A 12,710-nucleotide genomic window follows, 5' to 3' on the forward strand; every position below is an offset into this window, starting at 1 on the left:
CGGGAGGAAGGCCTGACATGTCGGTCAGGCCGGCTTGTCTGGTATCATGCGCGATCGTTCCGCTGCGCTGCCTGATTCTTTCCGTCAAATGATGAAAACACTGTTTCGCCTGATGTTGCTGTGCCTCGCGCTGGGCTGTGCCTGGCTGGCCTGGGTGGTTCTGATTCCGGTTGGTTTGCCGGAAGCCGGTTACAAGCTGACCGTGGGGCCCAACCGCACCCTGAGCCAAGTGGCGCGCGGGCTGGAACAGGAGGGAGTGGTTCGCAGCCGCCAGGTGATGGTGGCCCTGGCCCGCCTGCAAGGCGTGGACCGCAAGATCAAGGCGGGTCTGTATCGTTTCGACGGCCAGGCATCGATGCTGGACATCTTGAACCGCTTGGCCGATGGCCACCCTGACGAGGCCAGCCTGACGGTGATCGAGGGCTGGACCTTCCGTCAGTTCCGTCAGGCGATAGACCGCAACCCGGATATCCAGCACACCGCCAAGGACTGGAGCGACGAGGAGATCATGCGGCGGCTCGGCTTTGGCGACGCCAAGCCGGAAGGCCTGTTCTTTCCCAGCACCTATTTGTTCAGCCCGGGCATAGAAGACGCAGAACTGTACCGGCAGGCTTTCAGCGCCATGCAGCAACGGTTGGAGGCGGCCTGGGCGGCGCGCAAGCCGGAGCTGCCTTACCGCACGCCTTACGAACTGCTGATCATGGCCAGCCTGATCGAAAAGGAAACCGGCGAAGACGCCGACCGTCCAATGGTGGCCGGGGTGTTCGTCAACCGTTTGAAGCAGGGCATGCGGCTGCAGACCGACCCATCGGTGATCTACGGCATGGGCAGCCTGTATCAGGGCAAGATAGGCAAGGCTGATCTGCGCCGCGACACGCCTTACAATACGTATACCCGCGCCGGGCTGACGCCGACGCCCATCGCCTTGCCGGGCAAGGCGGCGCTGGACGCGGCGGCTAATCCGGCCGCAACCAACGCCCTGTATTTCGTCGCCCGAGGCGACGGCACCTCGCACTTTTCCGCGACGCTGGACGAACACAACCAGGCGGTGCGCAAATACATCTTGAAGAAAGGACAGTAATGGCGCTAGAGCAGCAACGCGGCCGCTTCATCAGCCTGGAGGGCATAGACGGCGCCGGGAAGAGCACCCATCTGACCTTTATCCGCGATTGGCTGACGCAACACGGCGTCGACGCCGTATTCACCCGCGAGCCGGGCGGCACTCCGCTGGGAGAAAAAATCCGCGAACTGCTGTTGGCGGTGGACACCGAGGCCTCGCTGGACGCGGAAACCCTGCTGGTGTTCGCCTCGCGCCAGCAATTGCTGCACAGCGTGATCGAGCCCGCGCTCGCCGCCGGCCAGTGGCTGGTGTCCGACCGCTTCACCGATTCCACCTTCGCCTTCCAGGGCGGCGGCCGGGGCGTGCCCTTCGAGCGCATCGCCGAACTGGAGCAATGGGTGCAGCACGGTTTGCAGCCGGATCTGACCTTGCTGTTCGACTTGCCGCTGGAGGTGGCGGCCGAGCGCATGTCCAAGACCCGCCAGCTGGATCGCTTTGAGCAGGAAAAAGCCGATTTCCACGTGCGCGTGCGGGAAGCTTATCTGCGGCGCGCCGCCGGCCAGCCGCGTTTCGCGGTGCTGGACGCCAGCCGTTCCATCGCAGAGATCCAGGTGGATATCGCGGCCTGCTTGCAAAAACTGCTGGAGGCCGCGTGATGCTGCTGCCCTGGCAACAAGGCGACTGGGCGCGGCTGAACGCCGAGCGCGACCGCCTGCCCAACGCCTGGTTGTTCACCGGCGCGGCGGGCATCGGCAAACTGGAGTTCGCTGAATATCTGGCCCAGTCCTTGCTATGCGAACGCCCCCAAGCCGGTCACCGTCCTTGCGGCGAATGCGAAGCCTGTCGTTGGTATCTGCACGGCACTCATCCGGACTTCCGCCGCTTGTCGCCGCTGGGCGATGAGGACGAAGAAGGCAAGGAGGGCGCGGAGGGCAAGAAGGTCAGCCGCAAGCTGCCGGTGATCAAAATCGAGGCGGTGCGCGAGGTGATCGACTTCGCTCATCTGAGCGCGCATCGCGCCGGCCGGCGCATCGTGCTGGTGGAACCGGCGGAAAGCCTGAATCCGGCCGCCGCCAACGCCTTGCTCAAAATCCTGGAAGAACCGCCGGCGGAGGTCTTGTTTCTGCTGGTGGCGCATGCGCCCCAGCGCCTGCTGCCCACCATACGCAGCCGCTGCCGCCAATTTCCGCTGACGCGGCCGGACCAGGCGCAAGCGCTGGCCTGGCTGCGCGAGCAAGGCGTGGCCGACGCCGAACTGGAGCTGGCCCACAATGGTGGCGCGCCGCTGTTCGACCACGATCCGGCGCTGGCCAAGCTGCGTGGCCAGTTTGTTCAAGGACTGGCCCAACCCAGCTTCGCCAATGTGCTGCAGCTGGCGGAGGCGGTGGATAAACAGAAACTGCCGCTGTTGCTGCCCATCGGCTGGCTGATGAAATGGCTGCATGATCTAGCGAGTTTGAGACTGGCCGGTTTGCTCCGCTATTATCCAGATCAGGAGCGCGCCTTGCAGCAGCTGTCGGCGCGCGCCGACATCGCGCAATTGATGGCGTGTCAGCAAACGCTCAACCAACTGGCGCCGTTTGGCCAGCATACGCTGAACACGCGCTTGCAATTGGAGGCGGTGCTGATGGACTATCTCAAGATATTCGCCAGCGGCAAGGCCGCCTGACACTGAGGGTTAGCAAGTATGGACACTTCCGCCACTCGCCCGGACCTCAACCCCAACCGTCCCGGGGTGCTGTCCCTGCACATCAAGGAGCGCAGCGCGCTGTTCGCCGCCTACATGCCCTTTGTGCGCCACGGCGGCATTTTCATTCCCACCAACAAGGAAATGAAGCTGGGCGAGGAAGTCTTCTTGCTGCTGACCTTGATGGACGACCCGCAGCGCATCGCGGTGCAGGCCAAGGTGGTATGGCTGACGCCGGCCGGCGCCAACAACAGCCGGGTGCAGGGCGTCGGCGTCGAATTCGTCGCTGGAGATACCGGCAAGCAGGCCAAGGACAAGATCGAGGCCCTGCTCAGCGGTGTGCTCAACTCCAGCCGGCCCACCCATACCATGTGATTGTTTTCGCGACGCGCATCCGCGCGCCGCAGTCTGATTGACGCAACTATGTTTATCGATTCCCACTGCCACATCAATTTTCCCGACCTCGCCGCGCGCATGCCGGAAGTGCTGGCCAATATGCAGGCCAACCAGGTGAGCCATGCGCTGGTGATCGGCGTCAGCCGTCCCAAATATCCGCAAGTGCTGGCGCTGGCGGAAAGCCACGGCAATTTGTACGCCACCGTGGGCGTGCATCCGGATGATCCGGAGGCGGAAGAATACAGCGAGGACGAGCTGGTGGCGCTGGCCGCGCATCCGCGAGTGGTGGGCATAGGCGAAACCGGCCTTGACTACCACTGGTGCAAGGGCGATCTGGACTGGCAGCATCAACGCTTCCGCACTCATATCCGAGCCGCCAAGCGCGTGGGCCTGCCGCTGGTGATTCATACCCGCGAATCCGCCGAGGACACCATCCGCCTGATGCGTGAAGAGAACGCTGAAGTGTGCGGCGGCGTGATGCATTGCTTCACCGAAACCTGGGAAGTGGCGCAGGCGGCGCTGGAGCTGGGCTTCTACATTTCCTTCTCTGGCGTGGTGACTTTCAAGAATGCGGCGCAGGTCAAGGAGGTGGCTCAGAAAGTGCCGCTGGAACGGATGTTGATCGAAACCGACTCGCCCTATCTGGCGCCGGTGCCGTATCGCGGCAAGGTCAATGAACCGGCCTACGTCCGCCATGTGGCCGCGCATATCGCGGAACTGCGCGGCATCGATCTGGAAGAGGTGGCGCGCGTCACCAGCGATAATTTTTTCCGGCTCTTCTCCAAGGCCGGTCGTTGAAGCGGAGAAAGCGCATGAAGCGAATCTTGCTGTCCGGGCTGGCCTTGCTGGCCGTCCTGTTGTCGGCCCAGGCTTGGGCCAATTGCGTCAATCTGAACGGCCGCAGCTATTGTTCCGAAGACGGCGGCATTGCTCTGGTGCAGCGCGGACAGGCGATGTGCGGCAAGGGCGAATGCGCGATTGATGAATTCGGCAACGTATTGTGCTCGCCGTATCCGGGCGGCGGGGTGGTGCGCGCCAATGGCGTCACCTACGCCGGCCCCGGCGCCTGCCTGTTGTCGCGGGACGGCAATCCGTATTGCGCCAAGCAGCCGCGCGGCAGCTGCCAGCAAGACGCGGACGGGAATGTCCGTTGCGACGGCGGCTGGGTGCGCGAGAAGGCGGAACGCCCGGAGCGCTGCCGCTGATGTCTTGTTACTTGGAAAACGTCATTGGGCTCGCTTGAAGTCACCATCCTGGGCTGCGGCTCCAGCTCCGGCACGCCGGCCATAGGCTGCGATTGCGCTACCTGCCGCTCGCCGGATCCCCGCAATCGCCGTACCCGCGCCAGCGCCTACATTAAGGTGGCCGGCCAGGGGCTGTTGATCGACACCGGGCCGGACCTGCGGCAGCAGGCGCTGCGCGAGGGGCTGAGCCGGGTGGACGCGGTGTTGTATACCCATCCGCATGCAGACCACCTGAACGGCATCGACGATCTGCGCGCTTTTTGTTATGTGAAAAAGGGGCCGATCACGCTCTACGGCAACGCCTTCACCCTGGACAACATCAAGCGTCGTTTCGACTACGCCTTGCTGCCGCCGTCCAAGATGTGGGACAAGCCGGTGCTGTTGCCACAGCAAGTGGACGGGCCGGTGGACTGTGGCGGCGTCACGCTGACGCCGGTGCCGCTGGAACACGGCTCCTGGCCTTGCCTCGGCTGGCGCGTCGGCGACATGGCCTGGTTGACCGACGTGTCGGACATCCCGGACAGCAGCCTGCCCCTGCTGCAAGGACTGAAAGTCTTGTTCCTGGATTGCCTGAACCACGACCCCTATCCATCCCACCTGGACGTGAGCCAATCCTTCGCCTGGGCCAAGCGCATCGGCGCTGCGCGCACGGTGCTGATCCACATGACCCATCGGCTGGAGTTCGCCGCGCTCAGCGCCGAATGTCCGCCCGGCGTGGAGGTGGGCTATGACGGCCTGCGCGTCGAGCTGCCGTTTAGCTGATGCCCGTCATGTCAAGAAATCGTTAATAATCAATCGCTTTTATTTCAGGGCTGTAGCGGGATTTTCTGATCCAGCACCGCCACCGCGGTCAGCGCGTTGTCCGGACTGCCGTCTATCAGCTTGTCGGAGTAACTGAGGTAGGTCAGCGTATTGCGCTTGGCGTCGACGATGCGCACCACGCGCACATGCTTGAAGATGAAGGACGCGCCTTCCTTGAACACCTGTTCCTGCTTGGGCAGCGGCCGCGAAAACTTGATCGCGCCCACTTGGCGGCAGGCCACGGAGAAGCGCGACGGGTCCTTGGCCAGCCCTAGCGCGCCCTTGTAGCCGCCGGTCTTGGCGCGGGAGATATAGCAGGCCACGCCTTGCACCGCCGGGTCGTCAAAAGCTTCCACCACTACCTTGTCGTTGGGGCTGAGCAGTTTGAAGGTGGTGGACACCTCGCCCACCTCTTCGGCCATCACGGGCGCGGCCAGACAGGCGAGCAGCAACAGGGCTATCTTGTTCATTCGTGTTCTCCAGCCGCGGGAAAGACGCCGGCCGGGAAGGGCGGCCGACGGTCAGCGGATGGAAGCGATTGTAGGGAAAGCCGGCCTTCGCCTCAATCGCCAGCCGCTTTGGCGCGGAAAGCCGCCATTTCATCGGCGACGAAGTACTCTATCATCGTGCGGTAGACCGCCGCGGTCAGCGCCGCGTCGGCCCCCAGTTCGCCGGCCAGACGCTCGACGCGACGCATCACCTGATCGACGCGTTTGCCGCCTTCCACTTCGTCCCGGCTGTGCTTGAACGCCGGCGCCTGACGCACATAAAGGCCGCGCTCGGCGATTAGCGACACCAGAGCGCGGTCGATGCGGTCGATCTGGCCCCGCACCTCATCCAGGTTTTGGCATTGGTAGATCTGTTCCATTAAAAGCCTTTCGGAATCGGTTTCATAGCCTAACAAGCTAGGGCGAGACAAGGCGGAGGCTGCTGTGTGGCGCATGGGCATGCCGGAGTCGTTCCCAACGCCGTATCGCTGAAGCGCGGCAGACGATGAACAGGTTCTCAGTAGTAGTTCAAGCCCATCGCCGCTTTAACCTCGGCCAGCGTGGCGGCCGCCACCGCGCGTGCGCGCTGGGTGCCGGTCTTCAGCATCTCCATCACCGCGGCCGGATCACGCGCGTACTGCTCGCGGCGGGTGCGGGTTGGTTCCAGCAAGGCCTGCAGGCATTCCTCCAGCTGTTTCTTGATCACGGTGTCGCCCAGGCCGCCGCGGCGGTAATGATCCTTCCATTCCGCCACTTGCGCCGGGTCGGAATGGAATACGTCCAGATAGGTGAACACCACATTGCCTTCCACCTGGCCCGGGTCGGCGACGCGCAGGTGATTGGGGTCGGTGTACATCATCTTCACCGCCTGGCGGATCTCGTCAGGCGTGGCCGACAAAGTAATGGTGTTGCCCAGGGATTTGGACATCTTGGCCTTGCCGTCGATGCCGGGCAGGCGGGAGCCGTGTTCCGGCACCACCGCGCGCGCTTCCACCAACACCGTTTGATCTACGCTGGCGTTGAAGCGGCGCACGATCTCATTGGTCTGCTCGATCATGGGAATCTGGTCTTCGCCCACCGGCACGATGCTGGCCTTGAAGGCGGTGATGTCCGCGGCCTGGGCGGCGGGGTAGGTGAGGAAGCCGGCGGGGATGTCGCGCTCGTAGCCGCGCTGCTTGATCTCGTCCTTGATGGTGGGGTTGCGCTCCAGCCGCGCCACGGTGACCAGGTTGAGATAGTAGGAAGACAGCTCGGTCAGCTCCGGCACCAGGCTCTGGATGAAGATGGTGCTTTTTCCCGGGTCTATGCCCACCGCCAGGTAATCCAGCGCCACCTGCAGCACATTGTCGCGTACCTTCAGATAGTTGCCCATATTGTCGGTCAGCGCCTGGGCGTCGGCGAGCAGCAGGAACTGACGGCAACGGTCTTGCAAAATCACGCGGTTGCGCAGCGAGCCGACGTAGTGGCCCAGATGCAGTTGTCCGGTGGTGCGGTCGCCGGTGAGGATGATGTCTTTGGCTGTGATGTTGTCCAGATTCATATTGGTCTCCAGTGAGCTTGCTGGAAACTGCCGATCCGGGGGAGGAGAGGTACTGCTGGAAACCCTATGCCGCCGTATCGGCAGCTTCCGGGTTTTGGGTGTGCAAACGCCGGTGCCGCCTTAGTTCAGGCGCCACCACCAAAAAAAGGATGCGAATGCGGTTGCGTAGTTCATGGGCTTTATCAGAGCACGGCGAGCAAAGCAGCGTCAAGCGTCTTTTCAGGCCAGGACATGCAGCAGGCTGCCGGCCGGCGGCATGAGGTCTTCGGAATAGGGCGAATCATTCTTGTTTCGGGCCGCGCTCTGAGCTTGGCGCAACAGCCGTTCGAAAGACTCACCGTGGGAAGCGGCATCCCTGTTGGTCGTGGAGGATTGCGGGTGTGGAGCGACGAACTCCGCCATTTCCTTGCGCGGGTCGCTGGCGGCGGCGCGGCTGTCAGTCTTGGCGGCGACCGCGCTCACTTGTCTCAACGGCGAGGCGGCGGCCTTGAGTTGCGCGGTGATGGAGAGGATATGCATCGGGGGGCCCGGTTCAAGGGATCAAGATGCTTGTTTGAGAGCGCCTGCTTGCTATATGTTCCGGTCGAAATTGTAAAAAAGTGATAATAAACAAAGTGCTATATGGATATTGTTGCTGAGCTTCTTAGGCGGTGGGCATGAAAACGGCCGGGCGACGCCGGCCGGTTCCAATGGGATACGGGCAAGGCTTAGAGCCGCTAACAAAACCTCGCAGAGAACCTGAGCCAAGGCGCGCCGACGCAGGCAGTACAAGTCGTACGACAAGGAGGCGCAACGCAGGATCAGGAGTTTTGTTAGCGGGTCTTAGAGCCTGTTCAAAGTCTCGCGAGCTAGGGCGAGACAAGGCGAAAACGAGCCAACAAGCGGAATGGTCAAGTGGTGCATGAGCATTTCTAGGATGTTTTCAACGCCGTATCGCCGAAGCGCAGCAGATTTTGAACAGGTTCTTAGAAACGCCGGCCCAGCGCCGCCTTGTGCATGATGGTGGAGGCGATTTCCTCAATGGACTTGTGAGTGGTGCTGATGAAGGGGACGCCGTGATGGCGGAACATGGACTCGGCCTCGTTCACCTCGCGTCGGCAGTTGTCCATGCTGGCGTATTTGGAGTCCGGCCGGCGCTCGGAGCGGATATGATGCAGCCGCGCCGGGTCGATGGTCAGGCCGAAGATCTTGTCCTTGAACGGCAGCAGCAACTTGGGCAGCGTAGGGCTGCCCAGGTCTTCCGGCGTCAGCGGGTAGTTGGCGGCGCGGATGCCATATTGCAGCGCCAGATACAGGCAGGTCGGGGTCTTGCCGGAGCGGGATACGCCCACCAGGATCACGTCCGCTTCATGCAAGTCCTTCAGTTTGACGCCGTCGTCGTGGTTCAGCGAAAAGTTGACCGCTTCGATGCGGTGATCGTACTTCTCCTCGTTGACCATGCCGTGGGCCTTGCCCACGCTCAGCGAGGCGCGCTGGCCGATTTCCTGTTCCAGCTGGCCAATGAAGGTGTCGAAGAAATCTATCATCACCGCGTTCTCAACCTGCAGCGCGCTGCGCACGTCCGGGTTGATGATGCTGGTGAATACCAGCGGCTTCAGGTGATCCGTTTCCGACACTTGGCGGATAACCTCCGCCAGCGCTTCGGCCTTTTCCACGGTATCGACAAAGGGAATGGTCTCGCGCTTGAATTCCACTGTGTCGAACTGGGTCAGCAGCGTGTGGCCCAGCGATTCGGCGGTGATGCCGGTGCGATCGGAAACGAAGAAGGCGGAGCGGAGATGGTGGGGCATGCAAACACCTGTATTGCGAGTGAACAAGGCCGGAACCGCGCCTGCCGCGCTTTGCGGCGCGCCCGGGGTTCAAAGGATTCTATACTCTGAAAGGCCGCGACGAAACCCGCTAGGAGGGCCGCTTAGCCGTGTAGTGCGTAAATTACACGGTTTTGACAATCATTTTCATCAGGAATGTCTGTCAACTTATTGATTCTGTTGCAATGCTTGTCCTCGTTCAGCCGAAAACCCGTGTTGCGCTGCAAAAGACGCTACGCATCTGGCACGTAATTCGGCTAGAATGCGGCCCTATCGTCCCAATCCAACACAGGAAGTGAAGTGATGGCTGAGAACTACGTCATCTGGTTCGAGAAACTGCGCATGACCGATGTGGAGCAGGTAGGCGGCAAGAACGCCTCCCTTGGTGAAATGATCAGCCAATTGGCCGGCTCCGGGGTTCGCGTCCCAGGCGGCTTTGCCACCACGGCGCAGGCTTACCGGGATTTTTTGCAGCACAACGGTCTGGCCGACAAGATCAGCGCCGCACTGGCCAATCTGGACATCGACGATGTCAGCGAACTGGCCCGAATCGGCAAGGAAATCCGGCAATGGATCATCGATACCCCGTTCCCCGCCAAGCTTGACGCCGATATCAAAGAGGCCTGGGATAAGATGGTGGCCGATGCCGGCGGTGCCGATATTTCCGTTGCCGTCCGCTCCTCCGCCACCGCCGAAGACCTCCCCGACGCCTCGTTCGCAGGCCAGCAAGAAACCTTCCTGAATATCCGCGGCCTTGACAATGTCAAGGATGCGATGAAACACGTTTTCGCCTCCCTCTACAACGACCGCGCCATTTCCTACCGCGTGCACAAAGGCTTTGAGCACGACGTAGTGGCTCTGTCCGCCGGCGTGCAGCGCATGGTGCGTTCTGACTGTGGCGCGGCCGGCGTGATGTTCACCATCGACACCGAATCCGGTTTTGAAGACGTCGTGTTCATCACCGCGTCTTACGGCCTGGGCGAAACCGTGGTGCAAGGCGCGGTGAACCCTGACGAGTTCTACGTGCACAAGCCGACGCTGAAAGCCGGCCGTCCGGCGGTGTTGCGCAAAACCATGGGCTCCAAGCTGATCAAGATGGAGTTCACCGACGCCTCGCAAGCCGGCCGCTCGGTGAAGACCGTGGACGTGTCCCCGGCGGAGCGTCAGCAATTCTCCATCAGCGACGCCGAAGTGGCCGAATTGGCCGAATACGCGTTGATCATCGAGAAGCACTACGGTCGTCCGATGGACATCGAGTGGGGCCGCGACGGCCACGACGGCAAGCTCTACATCCTGCAGGCCCGCCCGGAAACGGTGAAGTCGCAGGAAGACCGCAAGGACACGCTGCGCCGCTATCGCCTGAACAGCAAATCGCAAGTGCTGTGCGAAGGCCGCGCCATCGGCCAGAAGATCGGCCAGGGCGTGGTGCGCACCATCAAGGACGCGTCCGAGATGGACCGCGTCAAGCCGGGCGACGTGCTGGTCACCGACATGACCGACCCGGATTGGGAGCCGGTAATGAAACGCGCCGCCGCCATCGTCACCAACCGCGGCGGCCGTACCTGCCACGCGGCCATCATCGCGCGCGAGCTGGGCATCCCGGCCGTGGTGGGTTGCGGCGACGCCACCCAGGTGTTGTCCGAAGGCATGCAGGTCACTGTTTCCTGCGCCGAAGGCGACACCGGCAACATCTATGACGGCCTGCTGGACGTGGAAGTGATCGACCTGGAACTGGACAAGATGCCCAAGGCCCCGGTCAAGATCATGATGAACGTCGGCAACCCGGAACTGGCTTTCGACTTCGCGCAGCTGCCGAACGAAGGCGTGGGCCTGGCGCGCATGGAGTTCGTGATCAACCGTCAGATCGGCATCCACCCGAAAGCGCTGTTGGAGTTCGATAAGCTGCCGGCGGATCTGAAAGCCACCATCAGCGACCGCATCGCCGGCTACGCCAGCCCGGTGGACTTCTACGTCGACAAGATCGCCGAAGGCGTGTCCACTCTGGCCGCCGCCTTCTATCCGAAAAAGGTCATCGTGCGCATGTCCGACTTCAAGTCGAACGAGTACGCCAACCTGATCGGCGGTCAGCTGTACGAGCCGCACGAAGAAAACCCGATGATCGGTTTCCGCGGCGCCGCGCGCTACGTGGCCGAATCCTTCCGCGATTGCTTTGAACTGGAATGCCGCGCCATCAAGAAAGTGCGCGACGTGATGGGTCTGACCAATGTGGAAGTGATGATTCCCTTTGTGCGCACCTTGTTCGAAGCCGAGCAAGTGGTGGAGATCCTGGCGGCCAACGGTCTCAAGCGCGGCGAAAACGGCCTGCGTCTGATCATGATGTGTGAGCTGCCGACCAACGCCGTGCTGGCGGACAAGTTCCTGCAGCACTTCGACGGTTTCTCCATCGGCTCCAACGACATGACCCAGCTGACGCTGGGCGTGGACCGCGACTCCGGCGGCCCGATCGCTTCCACCTTCGACGAGCGCAACGAAGCGGTCAAAGCCATGTTGCACATGGCGATCCAGGCTTGCCGCAAGCAAGGCAAGTACATCGGCATTTGCGGTCAAGGCCCGTCCGACCATCCGGACTTCGCCAAGTGGCTGGTGGAAGAGGGCATCGAAACCGTGTCCCTGAACCCGGACACCGTGGTGGAGACCTGGCTGTACTTGGCGCGTGAACTGAACAGCTAATCCCTGCTTCACCGCTTTCAAACCGCCCGCTTGCCGGGCGGTTTTGTTTTGTCCGGCGTTTCTTGCAAGCTGGCGCGGGAACGGATGCATATGCTGGGCGGCATCAACGATTCGACTCATCACCTTTATCAGGATGCACCCATGCGACTCCCATTTCTCCCGGTTTCCCATCAGACACTGGATGTCTTGATCCCGCGCTATCTGAACGCGCCCCAGGCGAAGGAGGCCAGCGCGCTGGCCAAAGTATTAAAGGCTTGCTCCAACCAGGCCGTGGAGCGCGGCAGCTACGCGGACTTGGGCGCTTTGCGCGATGCCATCGCCGCAGAGATCAAACCGCTGCCGGCCAGCTTCGGGCATAAAGACTTAAGATTGAACGCGGAGTTGCAGCTTGCGCTCAAGGGCGTGGACAAGCGAATCGCCAGCGAACAAGCGCATTACCGTCAGCAGGCGAGCTATGCGCTGCAAGGCTATGCGGCCGATCCGGACTCTTCTCGCCGCTTGTTGGGGGCCCGGGCAAGCGCTTAAGTTTGCGTTAAGCCGGCGCTGTTTTAATGGCACCGTCAACCAACACTTAAGGAGCCACAACATGAAAACCATCACCGTTCTGCTCACTGCCGCCGCCTTGTCCCTGCCGTTCGCCGCTCAGGCGGAATTCGCCGGCCCCGGCGTGCCGGCCGCGGTCACTACCGTAGCCGCCGCGCAGAAAGCCGCCGACGACACTCCGGTTACCCTGGAAGGCAAGATCGTGCGCCAGATCGACCACAAGCGTTATGAATTTCGCGACGCCACCGGTTCGATGACGGTGAAGATCAGCCAGAAACGCCTGCCGGCGAAAAAGTTCGACCAGAACAGCAAGCTGCGCATCGTCGGCGAAGTGGACAAGGAACTGACTTCGACCAAGGTGGACGCCAAGCTGGTGGAAGTTTTGCCGTAAGCCGCTTTCCCCTGGCCAATGCGACGGGCCCGGCGCTGCATGAGCAGGCCGGGCCCGTGTT

General features: G+C 62.0%; 15 protein-coding genes. 10 read left to right on the plus strand and 5 right to left on the minus strand.

From position 1 onward, the window contains the following. Nucleotides 1-88 precede the first annotated feature (88 nt). Genes mltG through BR71_RS02275 form a run of 7 tightly spaced genes read left to right on the plus strand, consistent with a single transcriptional unit; the run spans nucleotide 89 to nucleotide 5,149 of the window. Nucleotides 89-1,081, plus strand: coding sequence for an endolytic transglycosylase MltG (gene mltG, locus BR71_RS02245; protein ID WP_039755172.1), 993 nt, complete (start codon nucleotides 89-91; stop codon nucleotides 1,079-1,081). Then, nucleotides 1,081-1,716 carry a dTMP kinase gene (tmk, locus tag BR71_RS02250; RefSeq protein WP_043632167.1) on the plus strand — a complete coding sequence of 212 codons (636 nt, stop codon included), beginning with the start codon at nucleotides 1,081-1,083 and terminating at the stop codon, nucleotides 1,714-1,716. Before mltG ends, tmk begins: the two co-directional genes overlap by 1 nt. Next, nucleotides 1,716-2,729, plus strand: a complete 1,014-nt coding sequence (locus BR71_RS02255) for a DNA polymerase III subunit delta' (protein ID WP_043632171.1) — start codon at nucleotides 1,716-1,718, stop codon at nucleotides 2,727-2,729. The genes tmk and BR71_RS02255 overlap by 1 nt, the downstream gene beginning before the upstream one ends. Nucleotides 2,730-2,747: 18 nt before the next feature. After that, nucleotides 2,748-3,122 carry a PilZ domain-containing protein gene (locus BR71_RS02260; RefSeq protein WP_043632172.1) on the plus strand — a complete coding sequence of 125 codons (375 nt, stop codon included), beginning with the start codon at nucleotides 2,748-2,750 and terminating at the stop codon, nucleotides 3,120-3,122. 48 nt (nucleotides 3,123-3,170) lie between these two features. Then, nucleotides 3,171-3,941 (plus strand): TatD family hydrolase, encoded by a 771-nt coding sequence (locus tag BR71_RS02265; RefSeq protein ID WP_043632175.1) that lies wholly within the window; start codon nucleotides 3,171-3,173, stop codon nucleotides 3,939-3,941. Between the two features lie 14 nt (nucleotides 3,942-3,955). Continuing rightward, complete coding sequence (locus BR71_RS02270) at nucleotides 3,956-4,348, plus strand: hypothetical protein (RefSeq protein WP_043592816.1); 393 nt, start codon at nucleotides 3,956-3,958, stop codon at nucleotides 4,346-4,348. Nucleotides 4,349-4,372: 24 nt separating this feature from the next. After that, on the plus strand, nucleotides 4,373-5,149 hold the full coding sequence (locus BR71_RS02275) for an MBL fold metallo-hydrolase (RefSeq protein WP_043632178.1): 777 nt from the start codon (nucleotides 4,373-4,375) through the stop codon (nucleotides 5,147-5,149). 44 nt (nucleotides 5,150-5,193) lie between these two features. Here the strand turns inward: BR71_RS02275 and BR71_RS02280 are convergent, their stop codons facing one another. The 5 genes from BR71_RS02280 to ppsR form a co-directional block, all read right to left on the minus strand. Then, entirely contained in the window at nucleotides 5,194-5,658 is a 465-nt protein-coding gene (locus BR71_RS02280; protein ID WP_019101875.1) for a CreA family protein, read from the minus strand. A gap of 92 nt (nucleotides 5,659-5,750) precedes the next feature. After that, nucleotides 5,751-6,056, minus strand: a complete 306-nt coding sequence (locus tag BR71_RS02285) for a chorismate mutase (RefSeq protein WP_043632184.1) — start codon at nucleotides 6,054-6,056, stop codon at nucleotides 5,751-5,753. A 137-nt stretch (nucleotides 6,057-6,193) separates the two neighbouring features. Beyond that, complete coding sequence (gene trpS / locus BR71_RS02290; protein WP_043632187.1) at nucleotides 6,194-7,216, minus strand: tryptophan--tRNA ligase; 1,023 nt, start codon at nucleotides 7,214-7,216, stop codon at nucleotides 6,194-6,196. 219 nt (nucleotides 7,217-7,435) lie between these two features. Further along, complete coding sequence (locus BR71_RS02295) at nucleotides 7,436-7,735, minus strand: hypothetical protein (RefSeq protein ID WP_043632195.1); 300 nt, start codon at nucleotides 7,733-7,735, stop codon at nucleotides 7,436-7,438. Nucleotides 7,736-8,181: 446 nt separating this feature from the next. After that, nucleotides 8,182-9,006: a posphoenolpyruvate synthetase regulatory kinase/phosphorylase PpsR gene (gene ppsR / locus BR71_RS02300; protein WP_043592814.1), complete on the minus strand. Its 825-nt coding sequence runs from the start codon at nucleotides 9,004-9,006 to the stop codon at nucleotides 8,182-8,184. A gap of 321 nt (nucleotides 9,007-9,327) precedes the next feature. Between ppsR and ppsA the strand changes: the two genes are divergently transcribed. The 3 genes from ppsA (at nucleotide 9,328) to BR71_RS02315 (ending at nucleotide 12,649) form a co-directional block, all read left to right on the plus strand. Continuing rightward, nucleotides 9,328-11,715 carry a phosphoenolpyruvate synthase gene (gene ppsA / locus BR71_RS02305; RefSeq protein ID WP_043632200.1) on the plus strand — a complete coding sequence of 796 codons (2,388 nt, stop codon included), beginning with the start codon at nucleotides 9,328-9,330 and terminating at the stop codon, nucleotides 11,713-11,715. 141 nt (nucleotides 11,716-11,856) lie between these two features. After that, on the plus strand, nucleotides 11,857-12,240 hold the full coding sequence (locus BR71_RS02310) for a hypothetical protein (RefSeq protein ID WP_156038771.1): 384 nt from the start codon (nucleotides 11,857-11,859) through the stop codon (nucleotides 12,238-12,240). Nucleotides 12,241-12,301: 61 nt separating this feature from the next. Continuing rightward, entirely contained in the window at nucleotides 12,302-12,649 is a 348-nt protein-coding gene (locus tag BR71_RS02315) for a NirD/YgiW/YdeI family stress tolerance protein (protein ID WP_019100345.1), read from the plus strand. The last annotated feature ends 61 nt before the right edge of the window (nucleotides 12,650-12,710 follow it).

The sequence above is a fragment of the Chromobacterium haemolyticum DSM 19808 genome, from assembly GCF_000711885.1.
Classification (GTDB): Bacteria; Pseudomonadota; Gammaproteobacteria; order Burkholderiales; family Chromobacteriaceae; genus Chromobacterium; species Chromobacterium haemolyticum.